Genomic DNA, 20,728 nt, shown 5'->3' with positions numbered 1-20,728 from the left:
CCCCTGCGATCCCCTAAGGAGGGCACCGCCCGTGCTGACGGACATCCTGGTCACCGCGCTCATCAACGCGAGCGTTTACGCCATGCTGGCGATGGGCTTTTCCCTTATCTTCGGGGTGGCGCGGATCATCAACCTGGCCCACACCGCCTTCTACATGCTGGCGGGCTACTTCATCTTCTCCTTCACCTCCGTGCTGGGCCTTGGGCTCCTGCCCGCGATGCTCCTGTCGATAACCCTGGTGGTCGTCATCGCCGTGCTGAGCTACCGGCTGCTGATCGACCCCATGCGGGAGCACGAAGCCGCCGTGCTCATCATCACCGTGGCTCTGGCCATGGTCTTCCAGGAGCTGATGCTGATTTTTTACGGGGGCCACTTCAGGAGCGTTCCCCCGCTGGTATCCGGCTACGTGACCCTCCTCAGGGTCCGCGTGAGCAGCCAATACGTGCTCACCATCGGGGCCCTCGTGGCCATCCTGACGGTGGTGTGGGTGGTGCTCATGAGGACCCGCCTCGGGCTTGCCATTCGGGCCACGGCCCAGGACAGGGAGATCGCCAATGTCATGGGCATGGACGTCTCGCTGATCTCCACCATCACCATGGCCATCGCCTCGGCCCTGGCGGCCACCGCGGGCGCGCTGGTGGCGCCCCTGTACATCCTGGAGCCCAGGATGTGGCTGTATCCTCTGACCATCGTGCTGGCCATCGTGGTCCTCGGCGGGATTGGGAGCCTCAAGGGCAGCCTCATCGCGTCCGCCATCATCGCCCTGAGCGAGACCCTCGTCACCTTCCTCCTGCCGTCCGGCGCCTTCTTGAAGGGGGCTTTCTCGCTGGGGGTCATGATCGTGGTGCTACTCATAAGGCCCGAAGGGCTGTTCGGCGTGAGCTTCGAGGGAGAGAGATAGCGGGAAGGGGGAGAGATGGCGGGTGAATCTGCGGAGGCTTTATCGCCGGTTCACCGGCGAGGTGCTGGTGCTTCCGGGGCGGACGCTCGCGCTTGTGGTCTGCCTCGTTCTGCTGGTCTTGCCGTTGTTCCACCGGCACCCCTACACCCTGCGGGTGCTGAGCCTCACCTTCATCTTCGCCATCTTTGCCGCCAGTTGGGACCTCCTTTCCGGCTTCGTCGGCCAGCTCAGCCTGGGGCACGCCATCTTCTTCGGGGTGGCCGCCTACACCTCCGCTCTCCTCAACTTGCGCGCCGGCCTGCCGCCGCTCGTCACCATCCCGGCGGGCGCCCTTGTGGCGGTGCTGATGGGCCTGATCATCGGCATCCCGTGCCTCCGGTTGAAGGGGCAGTATCTCAGCCTCGCGACCATGGCCTTCCCGATCATCCTGACCGGCCTCGTCTACCTCTTCTCCGGCGTGACCGGCGGGGAACTTGGGGTCTCGGGACTGGCCCGCCTCGGCCCGACCCGCCTGGCCGAGTACTATATAGCGCTGGTCCTCGTCCTTGGTCTGGGGCTCGTCATGTGGAAGATAACGAGCTCGAAGGTGGGCCTCATCTTTCACGCCATCCGCGAGGACGAGATCACGGCCAGGGCCTCGGGCATCAACACCCCCATGTATAAGCTCCTCGCCTTCTGCCTGAGCGGCTTCTTCGCGGGCATCTCGGGGGGACTCTACAGCCACTTCATGAGGGTGGCCGGCCCGTCGACCCTCAGCGTTCTGACTTCCTTCCAGCCCGTCATCTGGACCATCTTCGGAGGGGTCGCCTCCATCTACGGGGCCATCGCGGGGACCTTCGTGCTCTACCCCCTGATGGAGTTCCTCCGAGTCGCCCCAGAGCTGCGCACCCTCATTTTCGCCGCGCTGATCGTCCTGGTGTTGAGGTTCATGCCGGAGGGGCTCACGCCTTGGTTCATCGACCGCGTCGAAAGCGAGTGCCCGCGGTGCAAGGAACACAACGCGGTCACGCGGAGGACTTGCCGGGTCTGCGGGGCCCCCCTGGGGCGGCTGTCGGCCTTCCGGGCCGGGCCTTTCCAGCCAGGGAAGGGGGGACGCGTAGCCGGGTAACGACCGGTTGCCGCAAGGGCGGTCGGTTTTCCTCAAGTTTTCTAGAGGAGGGGTTGTGCTTGACGAGAAAGAGATGGGCCGCACTCATCCTTGTAGTAACGGTCTTGCTGACCACGTTCTCGGTCACCGGCTGCGGCAAGGCGGCCGCTCCCAAGGTCATCAAGATAGCCGTGGCCGGTCCCATGCAGTTCATCCAGGGACAGCACCACTGGCTCGGGGCTCAGATGGCCGCGGAAGAGATCAACAAGGCCGGCGGGGTCACGGTAGGCAAGGACAAGTACACCATTGAACTCGTCCAGGTGGACACGAACGAGCTGCTCAGCGTGGATGACGCCGCGAGCGCGGCGGAGAAGGCAATCACCGTGAACAAGGTGAACGCCATCATCGGGACCATCAGGTCGGAGGCCTCCATTGCCATCCAAGAGCTCGCCATGGACAACAAGACGATCATGATGGTCTGTGGGGCCTCACTGCCGCAGATGGCGGAGAAGGTGGGGAAGGACTACAACCGCTACAAGTACTGGTTCCGGGTCACCCCGATCAACGCTACCTACCTGGTGAAGGCGTCGATGCTCCTCCTGAACCACGTCGGCGGGGTCTTCAGGAAGGAGCTCGGGATCCAGAAGCCCAAGGTCGCCGCGATCATCGAGAAGGCGGTGGCCGGCGACCCGCTGGCGGCCGCGGCGGCGAAGCTCATCCCGACCTTCGGGATGGAATTCGTCGGGGTGTGGCGCCCCTCGCCCACGGCCACGGACCTCACCGCCGAGCTGACCGCGATTCGCAAGAAGGGCGCCCAGATAATCTACACCTACTTCTCGGCCACAGCCGGGGTCCCGTACGCCAAGCAGTGGGGCGAACTCCAGATCCCGGCGGCCTCCGTCGGCATCAACGTGGAGGCTCAGGCCAAGGGGTTCATGCAGGCCACGGGGGACAAAGGGAACTACGAATACACGTTGAACACCTACGCCCCCGTCCAGATCACGCCGAAGACCTTACCCTTCTACGAGGAGTTCACCAAGCGGGCGGGGCAGTTCCCGACGTACAACGCGGGTACCTATGACGCCATCTACATCTACAAGGAAGCCATCGAGCGGGCCAAGAGCCTCGATCCCGAGGCCGTCGTACCCGAACTCGAGAAGACCAACTACCTTTCGGCCGCCGGCAAGGTCGTCTTCGACAAGACTCATGACGTCACCTGGGGCCCTGGTTACGTCACGGCCCTCGGCACCCAATGGCAGGATGGCAAGCTCGTCGCCGTTTGGCCCAATGGCTGGGAAGGGATAACCTACCCGGGCACGGTCAACTACCAGTTGCCGCCGTGGGTCGTCAGCGAGTGGAAGAAGAAGTGACGGAGGACCCGCAGCGTCCGGCTCCGCAGAGGGATTGCTTGGTCGCACCCGACAGAAGCGATAAGGGCCGCCACTCGGCGGCCCTTATCGCTTTTGCTGGCAGGCAGATCCGTTTCTTGCACCGGTGGCGTCGAACGCCTCCTCCAACTGGCAAAATGGCCATGCTCCCGTTGACACCGGCGAATCAGCGTGATAAAGTAAAGCCATCGGCAACATACCCCCAGGGGTATCAGGCGGGCGCAAATCGCCGCCAACCAGATTCCGCGAGGAGGAAATCCTGTGCCCGTCCTCATCGATCAACGCGCCTGCGACAATTCCTCAGGCTGTTCGGCCGTCCGCGTCTGCCCGACCAGCGCCATCCATTTCAACACCGTCTCCGGCAAGATCGAGGCCGACAACAGCAAGTGCCGTTCCTGCAAGAACCACCCGTGCGACCGGGTCTGCCCGGCCGGGGCGGTCAAGTGGTTCGCCGGCCAGGCCGAGCTCGAGGCGGCCCAGAAGGCCATCGCCGCCAGCACCCTGACCCAGGACGACCTCCTGGAGCAGCGCTATGGCGTCCGCCCGGGCGACCCGGCCGCCCTCGGCCCAAACCTCTATCATGTCGACTGCGACAACTTCAAGCGTGAGGTCCTCGAGGCCGGCGGCCCCGTCGTCGTCGACTTCTGGGCTTCCTGGTGCGCCCCTTGCCGCGTCCTGGCCCCGACCTTCAAGGCCCTGGCCGCCGAGTATGAGGGCCAGGTCAAGTTCGCCAAGCTGGACACGGAGGAGTGCCGCGACATCCCCAACGCCCTGGGGATCATGAGCATCCCGACGATGCTCTTCTTCAATCACGGCGAGCTGGTCGACCAGGCCGTCGGAGCCCTGCCCAAGGAGGCCATCCGGCGCAAGCTCGACGCCGTCGCCGGGGCCGGCGGCCGGGCGGCGGGCCCGGTGGCGGACTGACGGGAAGGGGAGCTCCGAAGCCATGCCGGCTAAAATCATCGAGAGCCTCTGCACGGGCTGCCGCACCTGCGAGCGGAACTGCCCGGCCGGCGCCATCAGCGTCGTCGCCGGGAGGGCCCGGGTCGACCCCGCCCTCTGCACCGAATGCGAGACCTGCGTGGAGAACTGCATGCAGGGGGCGCTGACGATGGTGGCGGCGAAGGATTCCGGGCCCACCACGGGAATACTCTGTCACCGGGGGTGACCAGCATGCCTCTCCTGACCAACGATGAGCAACTGCGCCGGGCGATGACCGAGACCAAGACCATCGCCGTCATCGGGCTGTCCCCCGATTCGGCCAAACCAAGCCACTTCGTGCCGGCCTACATGCAGTCCAAGGGCTACCGGATCATCCCGGTCAACCCGACCGTCGACTCCGTCCTCGGTGAGAAGGCCTACGCCTCGCTGGCCGACGTTCCCGAGAAGGTCGACATGGTCGACGTCTTCCGACGGGCCGAGAAGACCCCGCCCATCGTCGACGAAGCCGCCAAGATTGGCGCCAAGCTGGTCTGGCTGCAGGAGGGCATCGCCAGCGACGAGGCCGCCGCCAAGGCCGAGGCCCACGGCCTGGGCATCGTCATGGACAAGTGCCTGATGAAGGAGCATAAGCGGTTGTTCGGATGACCGACCCCGGGGGCGCACCCGGGACCCACCCAAACGCAAAGACCCCCTGCCCGGTGAGCGGGCCAGGGGGTCTTTCTCAGCTGCGGTTTGTCCGCCAGTGTCGCCTCCGATTCCTTGGCTCCACCAGCCTGCCAGCTGTTCCTTGCCGCCGCCGGCCCCTACCCGTTCCCTGGCTCGACCAGCACGAACCCGTTGCCGTAGAGGTCGGCGAAGATCGCCTCCACGCCGTACGGGCGTTCCTGAGGCTCGGCCAGGATGGTCACCCCGCGGGCCTTCAGTTCTTCGACGGTGCCGCGGCAGTCCCGCGTCCCCATGACCATCGTCGGTGACTTGCCCACCTGGGCCAGCATCGACTCGGCCTCTTCCGGGCCGTGCCAGGCCCGTGGGTTGTGGAGGATCAGCTCGGTGGCAGCCCCCTTGGGGGCCACCGTCAGCCACCGGGCCCCGGGCCCGAAGGTCATGTCCATTCGCTTCTCGAAGCCCAGCTTCTCGGTGTAGAACTTGAGGGCTTCCTCCTCGTCGCGGACGAAGACGGTCACCTTGTCGATGGACGTGATCATGTCGGTCCCTCCTGGCTTTTCGGGCCGTATTTCCTCCGCCCTCCAGCCTTCCCCGGTCATCCTCATTCTATCGGGACCTGCACCTCGGTCACGTATTCCTCCAGGCTCTTCCCTTCGCCCGGCCCGACCAGGTAGATGTCGCGGGGTGGCCCGACGATCCGCCGTTTGTTCTCGTTCACCCAGGCGAAGAGCTTGGCGTAGACGGGGGAGATGGCCTCATAGGGGCCGACGTAGACGATCGAGGCCACCGTCGCGCCGGGCAGCGTTCGCTCGCCGCGGGCGGTAACCGGGAAGACGACCTCGATGTCGGCGTGCTCGGGGTCGAAATCCTGATCGTAGTAGAGGGTCATCGGCGGCCCGGCCGGCCTGGACCGGAGCTTTCGGCCGACCTCCGGGAAGAGCCGGCCGATGTCCTTGATCGCCATGGTCTTGCGAACCCCCACCACCTGGACCGCGGGAACCTCCTTGATCACCACTGGTTGCTCGGTCATGCTGGGCACCTCTCCTTCGCGCCGGATCGCGGCGACCGTGGTTTGGAGGCGGGAGAGGAGTCCGGCGCGGGCTTCGATCTCCGCCGCCACCGTTGAGGCTTGTTCGCTCAGGATCGCCTCGAGCCTCGCGGAATCCTCCAAGGCGCCGCTCTCGATGAGCCGGCCGATGGTGTCCAGGTTGACGTCGAGGTCCCGGAGGAAGAGGATGCGCCGCATCAGCTTGATCTGGCCGACCTCGTCATAGTGGCGCAAGGTCTTGGTCGAGACGTTGCAGATTCTGGCGAATTGCCCGACGGTGAACATGCCATCCCTCCTCAACCGCTCCGAGACCAGGATAAAGGATTGCCCCAGGGGGAAGGTCAAGGGCCTGTCGTGAGTATTTTTCCGTCCGGCCTCGAGTTTCCTCCGTGCCGAGGTTATCGCTAGTGCGAATCGCCTTGCCGAAAGTGCTCAGTAGTGATAATATCGGATTAGACACCCAGAACGAAGCGACATATCGGAAAGGGCGGAAGAGCCCGTGCCCAAGGAAAAGCGCAAGCCCCAGACGGACGTGGCCGACTGGGTGACTGAAGAGAAACGGTTGAAGGAGGAGTACCAGCGCAAGCTGGAGGAACTCAGGGCCTCCAAACAGACCAGCGAGATCGTCGGTCAGGTGCTGACCCGGGGGATCCTCCCGGTCTACGTCCTTCATCTGCTCTCGGAGGGCCCGCAGAACGGCAACGGCCTCTGCACCGAGATCGGCAACCGGACCAGCGGCGCTTGGCAACCCAGCACCGGCGGCATCTACCCGTTGCTCCGCAAGTTCGAGAAACGTGGGCTGGTCGAGGGCCATTGGGAAGACCCCGAGAAGCGCACCCAACGCCTGTATAACCTGACCGCCAAGGGCCAGGAGGAACTCCGCGCCTTGCGGCGACTGATGAAAGGCAAGATGCAGGGTGCGATGCAGGTCTTCGAGGTTGTCCTGCGGGATCTGTCGGCTGACTAATAAGGGGGCCTTGCTTTGCGATTCCGCTCACTGAGTCTCCGTTCCCTGCGTTTGCGTGATCCGATCAGCGCCCTGACCCACTTCGTCGGCGCCCTTTTGTCCGTGGCCGGCTTGGTCCTGCTCATCCGGGCCGCCATCGCCCGCGGCACCCCGTGGCACGTGGCCTCCTTCGCCATCTTCGGGGCCAGCCTGATCCTGCTCTACTCAGCCAGTGCCGTCTATCACTGGCTGCCGGTGCCGGAGCGGGTCCACCGCATCCTGCGGCGGGTCGATCATACGATGATCTTCGTCCTCATCGCCGGTAGCTACACACCCTTCTGCCTGGTGCCGCTGCGCGGCGCCTGGGGGTGGAGTCTGTTCGGCGTGGCCTGGACCGTGGCCGCCGCCGGGGTGATCCTGAGCATCCTCTGGATCGAGGCCCCGCGCTGGCTATATACCGGGCTGTACGTGGCCATGGGGTGGATGATCGTCGTCGCCATCGCCCCTCTGATCAGGTCCGTCCCCGCTGGGGGCATGGCCTGGTTCGCCGCCGGGGGGCTCTTCTACACGGTGGGTGCCGCCATGTACGCCTTCAAATGGCCGAATCCCTTCCCCAAGGTCTTCGGCTTCCATGAGATCTGGCACCTCTTTGTGATGGCCGGCAGCTTCAGCCACTTCTGGGTGGTCCTCAGATACCTGACCTAGGTCTCTGAGCGTGACCCAAGGCGCCGACCCGTTCTCGGTAGTCAAAACCCCCGACACCCGCCGGGGGTCTTTCTTTTCCGATGCTTGCACGGTCTTGGCCGCCATCACCCGCAGATCAAGCTCTCCAAATCCCTCGGGTAGTAGGTGATCAAGTCAACCCCGCTCTCCGTCACGACCACGGTGTCCGAGTGCCGGAAGCCGCCCAGCCCCGGGACGTACAATCCGGGCTCGACCGAGAAGACCATCCCCGGCCGCAGTATGGTGTGGTCACCGACGTCGAAGAAAGGCGCTTCGTGGGCCACGACTCCCAGGGCGTGGCCGGTGTGGTGCCGCCAGTAATCCCCCAGCCCGTGCTTGTCGACGACCGCCCGGGTCGCCTGGTCCACGTCGGAGCAGGGCCGGCCCGGCCGGATGGCGGAGAAGGCCGCCTCCTGCATCTCCCGCATCAGGTCGAAGAACTGGCGTTGCTCGCGGCTGGGCGGCCCGACGAACATCGTCCGTTCGAGCTCGCTGTCGTAGCCCCAGACGGGGGCGCAAGAGCCGGTCCCAAGGACGTCGCCCAGCTTGAGCCGCAGGTTCTTGCAGATGGCGTGGGGGAGGGCCGAGTTCGGCCCGACCTGGCCGCGGAAATCGGCGAAGGCGCCCAGGCCGATCATCCCGCCCTTGGGCTCGAAGCCTGGGCCCAGGGCCCTGATCATCGCCTCGGTGGCTCCGCCCGTCGCCCTCCGCGAGATGTCGGTCTCGGTCAGGCCGGGTTTCGAGTATTCCTGCAGGAGCGACAGGGCCAGGTTCCCCCAGCGGGCGCTCTCCCGGATCAGGGCGACCTCCCGCTCCGACTTGACCATCCGGTGCTCCTCTACCAGTCTCGGCAGGAGGGTGAGGGTGGTCCCCGGGGCCTCCTCCTTGAAGACCTCTTCCAGGCTCGGGCCGGTGTACCCCCAGCCCGATCCATAACCGGGGGCGTCGGCGGCGATGGCTTGGCCGGCCAGCCCGAGGTCCTTGAGGTACCGCCCGAAGAGCAACATCGGATGGGTCTCGCCGGGATAGTCGGGATACGTCCGCACGGCCTCCGCGTCCGCCGTGCCCAGAAGATGCTCACTCTCCAGGCGCGGGACGAAGCCCACCACCCGCCCGTCGCCCAACAGGATGACGGCCAGTGGCCGCTCGGTCGGGATGAAGACGAAGCCGGTCAGGTAGAAGATCGATGTCGGGCTGAAGAGGATCATTCCGGCGAGGTCCTTCTCGGCCAGTTGCGCCAGCACCCGACCGCGCCGGGCACGCAGTTCCTGAGGGCTTATCCGCAGTTCCATTCCTCAAACCCCCCGCTCTTGGATGGGGTATCCTTCATCGCCCAGGGCCTTGATACCTCTCCCGCACTCCGGGCTCTGGCGGGCTCAGGCCCGCAAGCCCGCGAAACATACCTCGAATCGAGGTACCCACCCAAAAAACGCGGCGGGCGAAGGGCTCGCCCGCCACCTTTCGGCAAATCGCCACGTTCGCCATTCGGTTGGGGTCTTGACCTATCGACGGCTCTTGGGCGCCACCGTGTCCTCGGCCACGGGCGACAGCTCAACCCCGAAGACCTCGGCGAAGGCCTCGCTGACGTAGGCGACCGCCTCGACGCGCCCGGGATCCCGTCCGGCCAGGGCCTTGACCGAGGTCACGCCGGCGCCGGGCATCCCGCACGGGTTGATCAAGGAGAAGTGAGCCAGGTTCGGGTCGAGGTTCAGGGCCGAGCCGTGCGACGTCACCCACTTGTTCACGGCGATGCCGACGGCGGCGATCTTGGACAGGCCGGCGCGCCCGCCGCCACCGCCACCGCCGTCGACCCAAACCCCCGGGAGGCCTTCCCGCAACCCACCGTTGATGCCCCATCGCCGGAGGGCACGGATCACCGTCTCCTCCAACCGACGCAGGTAGAGGTGGATGTCCCGGCCGTGACCGCGCAGATCGAGGATGGGATAGATCATCAGCTGGCCGGGACCGTGATAGGTGATGTTGCCGCCGCGGTCGGTCGGTTCCAGGGCAACCCCTTCGGCCGCCAGTCCCTCCGGGGGGACGATGACCTGGTCAAGCCCGCCGTCGCGGCCGTAGGTCAGGACCGGGTCATGCTCAGCCAAGACCAGAACGTCGCCGCCTTCTCCGGCGATGCGCCGCCGGACCAAGGCGTCCTGAAACCGCATGTATTCGCGATAGGGGAGGCGACCGATGTCCCAAACTGAACAGGTCTTCATGACTGAAGCTCACCGTCCCGGTCGAAGCATACCTCGGACGACCCCGGCGTACTCGTTCGGCACCGCCAGGGTGACGGCGCAGGTCCGGTCGGCCTGCTTGGTCAACCGGATCGAGGCCACCCTGGCTTCGACGAGCGGCCGGCCCTCGGCGTCGACGGCGGTCACCGTCTGGCCGACCTCGGGCAACGGCAGGTACTCGTAAGGGAAGGTGACCTTGGCCTCGTCGCCCGAACGGCCGATGAGGAAGATGGCCTGGCCGGGACAGGCGGTCAGGCACAGCCCGCAACCCGTGCAGGCCTCGACGTCCAAGGTGGGTCGGTTGGTGATGGGCGTCCCGACCGTGATGGCCCCCCGCGGACAGGCCGTCTCGCAAGGGTTGCAGGGAATCTCCTGGGGGCATTGGATGACCGCCACCGGGCGGTCCCGGCCGGGGATGCCGACCGCGGGGACAGCCGACACGGCGGGGGAGAGGGGAGGGGGCGCTGCGGTGGCCACGTCGGCCCCGCCGGCCGGGCCGCTCAACCCGGCCACTTGCCGTGCCTTGGCCTCGCGCCGGGCCATTCCGAAGGGACCGCCGCGCAGGCCGTCGAGGCGGGCGATCACCTCGCGCTTGGCCGCGGCCAGGGCCGCCGGGGCAGTCCCGCTTCCACGGCCCAGGCTCTCGGCGGCGGCCAGCCCGGCCAGGCGCCCTTCCTCCATGGCCACCGAGGCCTCTTCCACGCCGGCCAGGTCGCCGGCTGCGTAGACGCCGGGGACGGAGGTCTGCTGGTCCCGGTCGTGCAGGGGCACGTGTCCACCGAGGGCGGGGATGTAGTCGGTCCTGACCCCCAGCAGGAGGAGCAGCTCGAGCAGCGGGCTGAGTCCTACGGCGAGGCAGACGGTGTCCACGTCGTAGCCCCGCTCACTACCGGTGACGACCTGACCGCCCTCGCCGAGCCGGGCGACGACGGCCCGCTCGACCCGGCCGTCCCCGGTCGCCTCGACCACGGTGTGACCCAACAAGATGGGGATCCCGGCCCGCTTGACCTTGCCCGCGTGGACCAGGAAGCCGCCGATTCTCGGCATCGCCTCGACCACCGCGACCACGTCGACGCCGGCCTGGAGCAGTTGGTAGCTGACGATCAGGCCGACGTTGCCGGACCCGACCATCAAGGCCCGCTTGCCGGGCCGCACCCGATGGACGTTGACCAGGGTCTGTACGGCCCCCGCGCCCATCACCCCGGGAAGGGTCCAGCCCGGGAAGGCCAGCGGGTTCTCGGACGCCCCGGTGGCCACGATCAGCCGCCGGCCGCGTAGGCGGGTCGCCCGTCCGCCGGTCGCCCGTCCCTCGCCGCCGTAAACCCCAACTTCGAACCCGCCACCCGTGTCGGGATAGACGGCGTACGCCGCCTGGCCCAACCGGACCTCGACCCCCGCCGCCTGAGCCTCGGCCAGCAATCGCCGGCCGATCACCAGGCCCCGCGTTCCGGCCCAATGCTCGCGCGACCCGAAGAACTTGTGGATCTGCTTGGACAGCTGGCCGCCCGGGACGCTCTGTTCGTCGACGACGACCACCCGCGCCCCGTGGCTCGCCGCCGCGGTCGCCGCCGACAGCCCGGCCGGCCCGCCGCCGATGACGATGATGTCGGCGACGCTCATCGTCTCCACTCTCCCAGGCCGCGCTGGGTCTCGACGCGCATGCCCTCCCGCACGGGGGTGACGCACGTCCGCACGTTGGGCACGCCGTCGACGGTCATGACGCAGTCGGTGCAGCGTCCGATGGCGCAGAAGAGGCCGCGCGGCTCGCCGCGCCTGGCCGTCGTCCGCAGGGTCAGGATGCCGAGGGCCTCGAGGGCCGCCGCCGCCGGCTCACCCTCGTAGGCGGGGATGGGGCGGCCGTCGTGAAAAATCACAACCTGCCGCCGCGCGGGGGCCGGTCCGAGGATCGGGTGGTCGGCGATTCGCCGTTCGTCAGCGTTAGTCATCGCCATCTGGCTCACTCCTCCTCGGCCAGGACGGCCGCGGGCACTGGCCGCACCGGCGGTCTGGCCGGGGGCGGGGCGATCTCGGCCATCGACCGGCCGGTCTCCTCGGCCAGCAGGCGGGCGAGGAGCCGGGCGCAGGTGCGGCCGCCGCACAGGCCCATCCCCGCGCGGGTCCGTTTCTTGATCGCCGCCAGGGTGTGGGCTCCGGCGCGGATGGCCGACCGGACCTCACCCGCGGTCACTTCCTCACATCGGCAGACCAGGACGTCATCGCGCATGGTTCCGCTCCTCAAAGCGATCCGGCGTGAACACCGACAGCGGGCCGGCTTGCCCGCTCACGATGTACTTGGCAATCAGCCGTGACATTAAGGGGGTGATGATGAAGGCGCTCTTCAGCCCGGAGGCGATGAACAGGTTGGGCCGCGACTTGACCGGCCCGATGATCGGCTGGTGGTCGGGGGTGAAGGGGACCGGCTTCGCCCAGGCCCGGATGATCGAGGCCGAGCGGGTCACCGGGAGCCGCCGCACCAGCCCGGCGGCCAGGTTCCGCAACGATCCGGGGCGGACGCCTTGCCCGAGGTCGGGCCCGCCGTGGCTGACCTGGCCGACGACCAGGTTCCCGCTGAGGGTCTGGATGGCCGCGAACTCGACCAGGCGCAGTTGGCGGCCGTCGCCGTCGTGGGCGGCGATCTCCAGTTCGAAGGGAACCCGCCGGCTGCCGGTCTCGCCGACCAGCCCGTGCAGCAAGGGCGGCACGGCCTCGGTGACGCAGGCTTCGCCGATGATGTGGTACTCGGGGAGGTCGACGCCGGCGCTCAGGGCCAGGGTCCGCGTCCAGGCGCCGGCGGCGAGGATGAAGAGGCCGCCCCGAACGGGGCCGGCGGTGGTCTCGGCGGCGGTGATCCGGGCGAGCCCGGCGCCATCCGTCCCGTCGTTCCGACCGAGCTTGAACCCGGTCACCCGGGCGCCGGTAAGGACCTTGGCTCCGGCCGCCCGGGCCCGGTCGGCGTAGGCCAGGGTCACCCGGAACGGGTTGACCGCCGCCTGCAGCTGATAGACCCCGGCGATCACACCCGTGGTGTCGACGGCCGGCTCGAGCTCGCGGACCGCGTTAACATCAACAATCTCGGTCTTGAAGCCGGCCGCGGTCAGGTGGCCGCAGCCGGTCAGGACCTTCGACGGGTCGTCGCCCTCCAGCACCAAGCCGAGGGTGTGCAGGCGTCGGAATTCCACCTCGCCGAGGCTCGCCATCTCCGCCGGGAACTCGTCCCAGGCCTGGCGGGTCAGCTCCAGGCTGACGCCGGGCTCGGCGTCGCTCCACAAGACAAGGCTGAGGTTGGCGCCACTGGCTCCGGCGACCACCTCAGCCTGATCGATCAAGGTTACGGTGAAGCCTTCCTCGGCCAAACGGGCGGCCACCGCGCAGCCGACCAGGCCGGCGCCGATGATGACGACGTCGGACATAGCGCCCTAAGCCCCCTGGCCCTGGCCAGGACTCTGGCCCTGGCTCTGGCCCCGCTCCTGGCGGAAGGCCGCCAGGGCTTGCTCCGCGGTCGCCAGCATCCCGGGCTGCAACGAGCCGAGGTATTCCAGGGCGGCCTCGTGACGCCGCACGGTCGCCCCGGCGACGCAGTCGCGGACGAGCCGCACCCGGTAGCCGAGCTGGTGCCCGTCGGCCACGGTCGACCGGACGCAGCCGTCGGTGGCGCATCCGGAGACCCACAACTCCCTGACCCCCAGGCCGTGCAGCAGCAGGTCCAGGTCGGTTCCGAGGAACGAGGAGAAGCGGCGCTTGACGACGATGAAGTCGTCGGGCCGACGCCGCAGGGGCTCGGCCAGCTCGACCCCCGGCGTTCCTTCGACGCAGTGGACCGGCGACCCATCGAGCTCGCGACCGAAGTCGACCAGCTGCCGCCGGTGTTCCTGGACCACCCAGATGACCGGCACGCCGGCCGCCCGAGTCCCGTCGACCAGGGCGGCCACGCCGGGAATGATCTCCCGGCCGCCCTCGCAGCGCATCACGGCCGACGGGCCGACGAAGTCATTCTGCATGTCGATGACCAGCAGGCAACGTTCAGGCATGTCAGATCTCCCGCTTCGGGAAGTAGGTCTCGATGGCCCGCAGGGCTTCCAGGGTCGAGGTCTTCGGATTGCACTCGAAGAGGATCGTCCCGCGATACCCCAGGGTCTCCATCTCTTTGGCCAGGTTGGCGAAGTTGATCTCGCCGAGGCCCGGCTCGACCCGTCCGGGGACGTCGGCGACGTGGATCGACCCGACGTGGGGGAGGGCCGGCCGCAGGTTCTGGATCAGGTTCCCGGCCACCAACTGCTGATGGTAGAAGTCGTAGACCATCTTCACTTCCGGCCGACCCACGGCCTTCATGACCTTGACGGTCTCGGCCACGGTGTCGAGGAAGTAGCCCTTGACGTAGACGCTGTTGACCGGCTCGAGGATGAGCCCGACGCCGGCCTTGGCGGCCAGGTCGGCCGCGGCCCCGATGGTCCGGACCAGGCTGGCCACCTTCTCCTCGCGGGTCAGGGCCGGGCTCACTCGCCGGACGACCCCGCCCGGACCGATCTCGTCCGAGAAGATGTAGATTGATGTGGCCCGCATGCGCCTGGCCGCGTCGAGGGATTCGGCCACGCCCCGCAGGTAGAGCTCGTGGTCGTCCGGGTCGATGGCTGAACCTTTGTCGGCCCCGATGAAGCCACTGACCTCGATCCCGGCCTCGGCCGCCCACCGGCCGACGGCGTCCGGGTCGAGCTCGCGCCACGACCAGAACTCGACCGAGTCAAACCCGGCCGCCTTGGCGGCCGCAAAACGGTCTTTGAAGGGTAGTTCCTTGAACAGGTAACGGTCTTCGATGCAAACGGCACGCTTGTTCATGTCAGGAACCCCCCGATTTTTCGTAAGGACTGCCCAGAGCCGCCGGCGATTGCGACCGGCCGGAGAAGACCAGGGCGACCAGGGCCAGCAGGTAGGGGAAGAGGATCATGATCTGATACGGGATGGGCAGGCCGAGGGCCTGGATCCTCAGCTGCAGGGCGTCGGCCGCGCCGAACAGCAGGGCCGAGAGAAAGGCGCCGATGGGCGTCCACTTGCCGAAGATGACGGCGGCGAAGGCCACGAACCCACGACCGGCGGTCATTCCCTCGATGAAGGTGTTGATGAACCCGATCGACAGGAGCGCCCCGCCCAGGGCCGCCAGGACGCCGGAGATGACGACTCCCTGATAGCGCATGACCGAGACCTTGACCCCGAGGGTGTCGGCGGCCAGCGGGTTCTCGCCCACCGAGCGGAGCTTGAGACCCCAGGAGGTTCGGTAGAGCACGAAGATGACCGCGGGGACGAGGAGAAAGGCTAAGTACACCGGGACCAGGTGGTTGAAGAGGATCGGGCCGATGACCGGGATCTGCGAGAGGCCCGGGATGGGCACCGCCTGGAAGGCCGTGGCCTGCTTGAGGTCCTGGGTGATGCCGAAGGCGCCGCGGAAGATGAGCCCGGTGATGCCGTTGGCGAGGATGTTCAGACCGACGGCGGCGACCACCTGGTTGGCCTTGAAGGTGATGCAGGCGGCGGCGTAGACCAGGGCGAACAGACCGCCGGCGACGGCCGCGTACAGGAGCCCGATCCACGGGCTGCCGGTATAGAACGACCCCAGGAAACCGGCCAGCGCCCCGGTGAGCATCATCCCTTCCAGCCCGAGGCTGAGGACGCCGGCCCGCTCACTGAAGATGCCGCCCAAGGCCGCCAGGATCAGCGGCGCGGACATGCGGATGGAGCCGTAGTAGAAGTCCGTTGACAGCAGGACTCTAAGCAGACCTTCCACCGGTGGTCACCTCCTTCTTGGGGTTGGCCAGGTTTTTGAAGAAGTTCACCGAGGAGCCGGCGATCATGAACAGGATCACCAGGCCCTGGATGAAGTAGACGGCGACGATGGGCAGGCCGGTCCCAGATTGCATGACCGTGGCCCCGGAACGCAGAGCCCCGAAGAACAGCGCGCCCAGGACGGTGCCCAGGGCGGTGGTCCGTCCGACCATGGCCACGGCGATGGCGTCGAAGCCGTAGCCCGGGGAGAAGCCATCCAGGAGCCGGTAGCGGACGCCCAGCATCTCGGTGGCCCCGGCCAGCCCGGCGAGGGCTCCGGAGATGCACATCGTCAGGATGACGACCTGGGCCGAGTTGATTCCGGCGTAGCGCGAGGCTTCCCGGTTGGAGCCGACCATCCGGATGGCGAAGCCGAGGCCGGTACGGGTGAGGAGGAGGTGCACCAGGATGGCGGCGGCGATGGCGATGAAGATTCCCCAGTGCAGCGAGGTCCCCCGGATGAGGATCGGCAGGCGGGCCGTGGCCTCGACCATCGCGCTCTGGGGGTTCCAGCCCGGCTCACGGATGGGCCCGTGGACCAGGTAGGCGACGAACCACTGGGCGATGTAGTTCATCAGGATGGTCACGATGACTTCGTTCAGACCGCGCTTGGCGTTGAGGTAGCCGGGGATGAGGGCCCAGAGCAGACCGCCCAACGCGCCGGCGGCGAGCGCGACGATGAGGTGGATGCCGGGCGGGAGCTTGAGCATCGTCCCGGCCAGGATGGCGAAGAGGGCCCCGAAGTAGATCTGACCCTCGCCGCCGATATTGAAGATACTCCCCCGGAAGGCCACGGTGACGGCCAACCCGGCGAAGATCAAGGGAATGGCGTTGACGATGGTCCCCGTAAGTTGCCCGAGGTTGCCCACGGCGCCTCTGAACAAGTAACCATAGGCGACCAGCGGATTCACCTTCAGGGCGGCGATGACCAGACTCCCGATGAGCAGGGAAGCCGCAACGGCCACGACGGGGGTTACTATTCCGGCCAGGAGTCCGCGCCACGAGAAGCGCGGCCCCTGACGCTTGCTCTCAGTTCGACCTGGTTCAATCATCCGCTGGTCCCTTCCAATCGTGGCTCGAATTCCGGGCCCCGGGGGCCCGCTTGGGCCGCTTGGCCCGCTTGGGTCCCCGGGGTCACCGCCGGCGTTAGGTCAGGGTTACTTCTGCGGGATGAGGGTGATCTTCTTGTCCTTGAGGTCCTGGACGACCTTCTTCACCTTGTCCTGGACGTCCTGCGGAACGAGCTTGCTGAACGGGGCGAGGATCTGGGCGCCTTCGGCCATGCCCATGACGTAGAGGTCGCCCTTCAGCTGGCCGGCCTCACCCTTGCCGACGAGGTCGAGAAGGATCGGGGCGCCGCTCTGCACGACCGAGGTCAGGATGTTGTCCGGGGCCAGGGCCGCCTGGTCGCGCGACCAACCGACCATCGTGGTCTTGGTGCCCTTGACCGCTTCGGCCACGCCGTGGTTCACGGCGTCGCCGTTGGCGATGATGACGTCGACGCCCCGAGCGATCTGAGCGAGGGCGGCTTCCTTGCCCTTGGCGATGTCCGTCCACGAGCCGACGTAGGCGTCGACCACGGTGGCCTTCGGGTTCACAGCCTTGATGGCGACTTTCGCGTTATCCTCGTCGGCCCGGATGCTCGGGATGTCCATGGCGCCGACGAAGCCGATCTTGTTCGACTTGGTCATCAGGCCGGCCAGGACGCCCACGGCGTACCCGGCTTCACCGGAGGTGAAGAGCATGGCGTTGGAGTTCGCGCCGTTGTGCTCAATCCCGCCGAGCTGGATGAAGGTGACCTTCGGGAACTCGGCGGCGACGGTCTTGATCGCGTCGCCGTACTCGAAACCGTTGGCGATGATGTACTTGAAGCTTTGATTGGCATAGTTCCGGAGGAGGTTGACCTGGTCGGCCTGGGCGACGTTCTCGGAAACGGCGATCTCGAAGCCGTTCTTTTCCTTGAGGGCGGTCAGGCCGTCGTACGCGTTCTGGTTCCAGCCACCGTCATTGACCGGGCCGGACAGGATCATGGCGGCCTTCTTGGCCGGCTTCGGCTCTTCCTTCGGCTTTGTGGAGCAGCCGGCGAGGAGCGCGGTGAGGGCGAGGACGAGGACCAATGAAAGGGCCAAAACCCGCTTCATCTTCACGACTCAAAACCCCCCTGATTTCGTGTGGATCAGACGAGCCAGCTTCTAGCTACTGCGCTTGGAGCCTGCTGCCACGGCGCGTTGCTTGGAGGTGGACCCCCCTTTCACGGATTCCGAAGCAGGGTTCAAAGATCCCGGGGCCACAATCAGGGTCCAGACTAGGACGCTTCCGGCAGGCGCTTCGCGCCGGCCATCATCAGGCCCAGTTCATTGACGTCGGCCGCCTCGCGAGGCACGACCCCCATGACCTCGCCCTCGTAAAGCACGGCGATCCGGTCGGAGAGGGTGAGGATTTCCTCGAGTTCGGTCGAGATGAGGAGGATGGCGGCGCCCCGGTCGCGGGCGTCGAGGATCTTCCGGTGGACGAACTCGGTTGCCCCGACATCGAGCCCGCGGGTGGGGAGGGCGGCGATGATCAGCTTCGGGGAACGGGATAGTTCCCGGGCGAGGACCACTTTCTGCTGGTTGCCGCCGGAGAGGTTCCTCACCTCGACGGCGCTGGACGGCGTGCGGATGTCGTAGTCCTCGATCAGCCCGTCGGCGATCTCGACCATCTTGCCGAGGTTCAGAAAGCCACGGTGGGAGTAGGGTCGGCAGTAGAAGTTACCGAACATGATGTTCTCGGCCAGTTGCAGGTTGAGGACCAGGCCCTGATGGTGGCGGTCGGCGGGGATGACCCCTACGCCGCGCTGGGCGACCTGGCGCGGGTTCAGGCCGACGATATCCTGGCCACAGACGCTGACCCGGCCGCCGTCGGCCCGGCGGACCCCGATGATGCACTCGGCCAGTTCGTGCTGGCCGTTGCCGTCGACGCCGGCGATGCCGAGGATCTCCCCGGCCCGGACCTTGAGGGACACACCCCGGAGGGCGGGCAGCTTCTTCTGGTTGGCGGCCTTGAGGGCGTCGACCTCCAGGACGATCTCTTTCGGGTCGGCCGGCTTCTTGTCAATCCGGAAGATCACTTCCCGGCCGACCATCATCTTGGCCAGTTCGGCCTCGCTGGTCCTGGCCGTCTCGACGGTGTCGATGACCCGGCCGGCCCTCAGGACGGTGACCCTGTCCGAGACGCCCATGACCTCGTTCAGCTTGTGGCTGATGAAGATGATCGAGCGGCCCTCGGCGGCCAGCGAACGGAGGATGGTGGACAGCTCTTCCGCCTCCTGTGGGGTGAGGACGGCGGTGGGCTCATCCAGGATCAGCAGGCGGGCCTTCCGATGGAGGGCCTTGAGGATCTCCACGCGCTGTTGCTCGCCCACGGACAGCTGCCAGATCTTGGCCTTCGGGTCGACCTTCAGGCCGTACTTCTCGCTGAGAGCCTTGACCTCGGCTTCCGCCTCGGCCAACCCCAGGAGGGGTTCGCGCTTGGCCTTCATGCCCAAGATCACGTTTTCCGTTACCGTGAAGGCTTGGACCAGCATGAAGTGCTGGTGGACCATGCCGATGCCGGCCTCGATGGCCTGCCCCGGGGAGTTGACCGTGAGGGGCCTGCCCTCGAAGAAGATCTCCCCGGCGTCGGCCTGGTACAGGCCGTAGAGGACATTCATCAGAGTCGTCTTGCCTGAGCCGTTCTCACCTAGAAGAGCCCTGATCTCGCCCTTCCCGACCACGAGATCGATGTGGTCGTTGGCCAGTACGCCGGGGAAGCGCTTTGTGATCCCGCGCAGTTCGAGCAAGGGTTGATCCAAGCGAACCCTCTCCTCCGGTGAGTCAGTTTCGAGGCGCTGTCTCAGTTGTCGATGGCGGATCAGGCCCGGTAAGCGGGGCCCTCGCGAACAAGGCGGACGGCGGCATAATCCATGACGCCGCTCGCCGCCGCGCCCGGCTTGATCACGGTGACCGTCGCCTTGCAGTCAGGCTTCAGCTTGAAGATCTCCTCGGCAATGCGTTCGGCCAGCTTCTGGATGAGGTTGTACCTCTCCTCGGTGACCACCCGTCTGGTCGTCTGGTAGGCCTCGACGTAACCGAAGCCGCTTATCCTGTCCTCGGCGATAAGCTCACTCATGTCGTACTCGAGCTCCAGGTCGACGGTGAACTTCTGGCCAAGGACGATTTCCTCCTGAACGTCACCGTGGTAGCCGTAAAAGGCCATGCCTTTGCAGATCAATGTGTCCTTCATCGCCATCGGTCCCTTCCTCCGGTTTTCTTATCCCTTAAGGTTGGGCGTCAGCGCGTAAACTGACTTGCCCGCGGCAATCAGGCTGGTCACTTCGCCAACCCGACGTCCCATTACCCGCACCGTCGCCATGCCGACCTCGTCTTCCCTAACCCCCAGTTCCTTCTTGTCCTGGGACCAGACGGCCCCGCCGTTGTAGCCCCACGGACCGCCGGTGACCGGGATTATGCCCATGGTCTTGTAGAAGTTGAGGATCGCCTCCAGCGCATTCTCCTGGCCGCCGTGGCGAGTGCCGCCAACCACGATAGCTCCGCCGACGCGCGTCTTGAAGGCACCGTCCTTGACCAACTTCCACATTGGGCGCATGCGGTTGAGGAAGGTCAGCAGCTGCCCGGACATGTTCATCTGGTAAACCGGGGAGCCGAGGATGTACCCATCGGCCTCGATAAACTTCGGATAGATCTCTTTCAGATCGTCCTTTTCGTTCGCCGGACACCACAGCTTGTCTTCACGGATGCAGCGGTCGCAGTGAAGGCAGAAGCCTATTCGCTTACCCCTCAGGGTGATGAACTCGGTTGTCACCCCGGGGATCTCCTCGGCCGCCTTCAGGCATTCTTGGACCATGTACTCGGTGCCGGACTTGCGCGGACTGCCGCTAATTCCAAGGATCTTGACCACCGGCGTCTTCTCCTCCCGTCAGAGGCGGAATCGTGGGGGGG

Annotated in this window: 24 protein-coding genes; 8 read left to right on the top strand and 16 right to left on the bottom strand. The window is 66.6% G+C overall.

The window, feature by feature from the left end; all coding sequences use genetic code 11:
- Positions 1-31: 31 nt before the first annotated feature.
- The 6 genes from VGL40_08830 (at position 32) to VGL40_08805 (ending at position 4,963) form a co-directional block, all read left to right on the top strand.
- The gene (locus VGL40_08830; protein HEY3315358.1) at positions 32-901 is read left to right on the top strand and encodes a branched-chain amino acid ABC transporter permease; all 870 of its coding nucleotides are present in this window, start codon (positions 32-34) and stop codon (positions 899-901) included.
- 22 nt (positions 902-923) lie between these two features.
- Entirely contained in the window at positions 924-2,009 is a 1,086-nt protein-coding gene (locus VGL40_08825) for a branched-chain amino acid ABC transporter permease (protein HEY3315357.1), read from the top strand.
- 59 nt (positions 2,010-2,068) lie between these two features.
- Positions 2,069-3,358, top strand: coding sequence for an ABC transporter substrate-binding protein (locus VGL40_08820; protein ID HEY3315356.1), 1,290 nt, complete (start codon positions 2,069-2,071; stop codon positions 3,356-3,358).
- Positions 3,359-3,637: 279 nt separating this feature from the next.
- Positions 3,638-4,300, top strand: coding sequence for a thioredoxin (gene trxA / locus VGL40_08815; protein ID HEY3315355.1), 663 nt, complete (start codon positions 3,638-3,640; stop codon positions 4,298-4,300).
- Between the two features lie 22 nt (positions 4,301-4,322).
- Positions 4,323-4,544, top strand: coding sequence for a 4Fe-4S binding protein (locus VGL40_08810; GenBank protein HEY3315354.1), 222 nt, complete (start codon positions 4,323-4,325; stop codon positions 4,542-4,544).
- 5 nt (positions 4,545-4,549) lie between these two features.
- A complete protein-coding gene (locus VGL40_08805; GenBank protein ID HEY3315353.1) occupies positions 4,550-4,963 on the top strand; it encodes a CoA-binding protein in 414 nt (137 codons plus the stop codon).
- Positions 4,964-5,121: 158 nt separating this feature from the next.
- Here VGL40_08805 and VGL40_08800 read toward each other — a convergent pair whose 3' ends face one another.
- Positions 5,122-5,523 carry a VOC family protein gene (locus tag VGL40_08800; protein HEY3315352.1) on the bottom strand — a complete coding sequence of 134 codons (402 nt, stop codon included), beginning with the start codon at positions 5,521-5,523 and terminating at the stop codon, positions 5,122-5,124.
- A 62-nt stretch (positions 5,524-5,585) separates the two neighbouring features.
- A complete protein-coding gene (locus VGL40_08795; GenBank protein HEY3315351.1) occupies positions 5,586-6,317 on the bottom strand; it encodes a GyrI-like domain-containing protein in 732 nt (243 codons plus the stop codon).
- 214 nt (positions 6,318-6,531) lie between these two features.
- Between VGL40_08795 and VGL40_08790 the strand changes: the two genes are divergently transcribed.
- Together VGL40_08790 and VGL40_08785 are read left to right on the top strand one after the other, a co-directional pair.
- The gene (locus VGL40_08790; GenBank protein ID HEY3315350.1) at positions 6,532-6,999 is read left to right on the top strand and encodes a PadR family transcriptional regulator; all 468 of its coding nucleotides are present in this window, start codon (positions 6,532-6,534) and stop codon (positions 6,997-6,999) included.
- Between the two features lie 15 nt (positions 7,000-7,014).
- Positions 7,015-7,683: a hemolysin III family protein gene (locus tag VGL40_08785; protein HEY3315349.1), complete on the top strand. Its 669-nt coding sequence runs from the start codon at positions 7,015-7,017 to the stop codon at positions 7,681-7,683.
- 104 nt (positions 7,684-7,787) lie between these two features.
- On the opposite strand, the gene VGL40_08780 is transcribed toward VGL40_08785, so the two are convergent.
- The 14 genes from VGL40_08780 to VGL40_08715 all read right to left on the bottom strand — a co-directional run bounded on the left by VGL40_08780 (position 7,788) and on the right by VGL40_08715 (position 20,687).
- On the bottom strand, positions 7,788-8,993 hold the full coding sequence (locus tag VGL40_08780) for a Xaa-Pro peptidase family protein (protein HEY3315348.1): 1,206 nt from the start codon (positions 8,991-8,993) through the stop codon (positions 7,788-7,790).
- A gap of 210 nt (positions 8,994-9,203) precedes the next feature.
- On the bottom strand, positions 9,204-9,917 hold the full coding sequence (lipB, locus tag VGL40_08775; GenBank protein HEY3315347.1) for a lipoyl(octanoyl) transferase LipB: 714 nt from the start codon (positions 9,915-9,917) through the stop codon (positions 9,204-9,206).
- Between the two features lie 9 nt (positions 9,918-9,926).
- Positions 9,927-11,555, bottom strand: coding sequence for an FAD-dependent oxidoreductase (locus VGL40_08770; GenBank protein ID HEY3315346.1), 1,629 nt, complete (start codon positions 11,553-11,555; stop codon positions 9,927-9,929).
- Positions 11,552-11,887: a (2Fe-2S)-binding protein gene (locus VGL40_08765; GenBank protein ID HEY3315345.1), complete on the bottom strand. Its 336-nt coding sequence runs from the start codon at positions 11,885-11,887 to the stop codon at positions 11,552-11,554. The genes VGL40_08770 and VGL40_08765 overlap by 4 nt, the downstream gene beginning before the upstream one ends.
- 5 nt (positions 11,888-11,892) lie before the next feature.
- Complete coding sequence (locus VGL40_08760) at positions 11,893-12,159, bottom strand: (2Fe-2S)-binding protein (protein HEY3315344.1); 267 nt, start codon at positions 12,157-12,159, stop codon at positions 11,893-11,895.
- A complete protein-coding gene (locus VGL40_08755; GenBank protein HEY3315343.1) occupies positions 12,149-13,345 on the bottom strand; it encodes an FAD-binding oxidoreductase in 1,197 nt (398 codons plus the stop codon). Before VGL40_08755 ends, VGL40_08760 begins: the two co-directional genes overlap by 11 nt.
- 6 nt (positions 13,346-13,351) lie before the next feature.
- Positions 13,352-13,963, bottom strand: a complete 612-nt coding sequence (locus tag VGL40_08750; protein HEY3315342.1) for an isochorismatase family cysteine hydrolase — start codon at positions 13,961-13,963, stop codon at positions 13,352-13,354.
- 1 nt (position 13,964) lies between these two features.
- On the bottom strand, positions 13,965-14,768 hold the full coding sequence (locus tag VGL40_08745) for a TIM barrel protein (protein HEY3315341.1): 804 nt from the start codon (positions 14,766-14,768) through the stop codon (positions 13,965-13,967).
- Position 14,769: 1 nt separating this feature from the next.
- Positions 14,770-15,711, bottom strand: coding sequence for an ABC transporter permease (locus VGL40_08740; protein ID HEY3315340.1), 942 nt, complete (start codon positions 15,709-15,711; stop codon positions 14,770-14,772).
- Positions 15,695-16,801, bottom strand: a complete 1,107-nt coding sequence (locus VGL40_08735; GenBank protein HEY3315339.1) for an ABC transporter permease — start codon at positions 16,799-16,801, stop codon at positions 15,695-15,697. The genes VGL40_08740 and VGL40_08735 overlap by 17 nt, the downstream gene beginning before the upstream one ends.
- A 105-nt stretch (positions 16,802-16,906) precedes the next feature.
- Complete coding sequence (locus tag VGL40_08730) at positions 16,907-17,890, bottom strand: BMP family protein (protein HEY3315338.1); 984 nt, start codon at positions 17,888-17,890, stop codon at positions 16,907-16,909.
- A gap of 164 nt (positions 17,891-18,054) precedes the next feature.
- On the bottom strand, positions 18,055-19,581 hold the full coding sequence (locus VGL40_08725; GenBank protein ID HEY3315337.1) for an ABC transporter ATP-binding protein: 1,527 nt from the start codon (positions 19,579-19,581) through the stop codon (positions 18,055-18,057).
- Positions 19,582-19,640: 59 nt separating this feature from the next.
- A complete protein-coding gene (gene folB, locus VGL40_08720) occupies positions 19,641-20,018 on the bottom strand; it encodes a dihydroneopterin aldolase (protein HEY3315336.1) in 378 nt (125 codons plus the stop codon).
- A 21-nt stretch (positions 20,019-20,039) separates the two neighbouring features.
- Positions 20,040-20,687 (bottom strand): flavodoxin family protein, encoded by a 648-nt coding sequence (locus VGL40_08715; protein HEY3315335.1) that lies wholly within the window; start codon positions 20,685-20,687, stop codon positions 20,040-20,042.
- Positions 20,688-20,728 lie beyond the last annotated feature (41 nt).

Source organism: Bacillota bacterium, from assembly GCA_036504675.1.
Lineage (GTDB): Bacteria > Bacillota > Sulfobacillia > JAJYWN01 > JAJZPE01 > DASXUT01.
Note: the sequence above shows the minus strand (reverse complement) of the source record. Positions and strands in the feature narration are given on the sequence as shown.

What these genes read in the sequence shown, in the direction of transcription:
- VGL40_08730 (HEY3315338.1), bottom strand. Translation starts at nt 17,890, where the DNA reads ATGAAGCGGGTTTTGGCCCTTTCATTGGTCCTCGTCCTCGCCCTCACC.
- VGL40_08800 (HEY3315352.1), bottom strand. Translation starts at nt 5,523, where the DNA reads ATGATCACGTCCATCGACAAGGTGACCGTCTTCGTCCGCGACGAGGAG.
- folB (HEY3315336.1), bottom strand. Translation starts at nt 20,018, where the DNA reads ATGGCGATGAAGGACACATTGATCTGCAAAGGCATGGCCTTTTACGGC.
- lipB (HEY3315347.1), bottom strand. Translation starts at nt 9,917, where the DNA reads ATGAAGACCTGTTCAGTTTGGGACATCGGTCGCCTCCCCTATCGCGAA.
- VGL40_08750 (HEY3315342.1), bottom strand. Translation starts at nt 13,963, where the DNA reads ATGCCTGAACGTTGCCTGCTGGTCATCGACATGCAGAATGACTTCGTC.
- VGL40_08780 (HEY3315348.1), bottom strand. Translation starts at nt 8,993, where the DNA reads ATGGAACTGCGGATAAGCCCTCAGGAACTGCGTGCCCGGCGCGGTCGG.
- VGL40_08810 (HEY3315354.1), top strand. Translation starts at nt 4,323, where the DNA reads ATGCCGGCTAAAATCATCGAGAGCCTCTGCACGGGCTGCCGCACCTGC.
- VGL40_08805 (HEY3315353.1), top strand. Translation starts at nt 4,550, where the DNA reads ATGCCTCTCCTGACCAACGATGAGCAACTGCGCCGGGCGATGACCGAG.
- VGL40_08735 (HEY3315339.1), bottom strand. Translation starts at nt 16,801, where the DNA reads ATGATTGAACCAGGTCGAACTGAGAGCAAGCGTCAGGGGCCGCGCTTC.
- VGL40_08760 (HEY3315344.1), bottom strand. Translation starts at nt 12,159, where the DNA reads ATGCGCGATGACGTCCTGGTCTGCCGATGTGAGGAAGTGACCGCGGGT.
- VGL40_08795 (HEY3315351.1), bottom strand. Translation starts at nt 6,317, where the DNA reads ATGTTCACCGTCGGGCAATTCGCCAGAATCTGCAACGTCTCGACCAAG.
- VGL40_08755 (HEY3315343.1), bottom strand. Translation starts at nt 13,345, where the DNA reads ATGTCCGACGTCGTCATCATCGGCGCCGGCCTGGTCGGCTGCGCGGTG.
- VGL40_08765 (HEY3315345.1), bottom strand. Translation starts at nt 11,887, where the DNA reads ATGGCGATGACTAACGCTGACGAACGGCGAATCGCCGACCACCCGATC.
- VGL40_08770 (HEY3315346.1), bottom strand. Translation starts at nt 11,555, where the DNA reads ATGAGCGTCGCCGACATCATCGTCATCGGCGGCGGGCCGGCCGGGCTG.
- VGL40_08745 (HEY3315341.1), bottom strand. Translation starts at nt 14,768, where the DNA reads ATGAACAAGCGTGCCGTTTGCATCGAAGACCGTTACCTGTTCAAGGAA.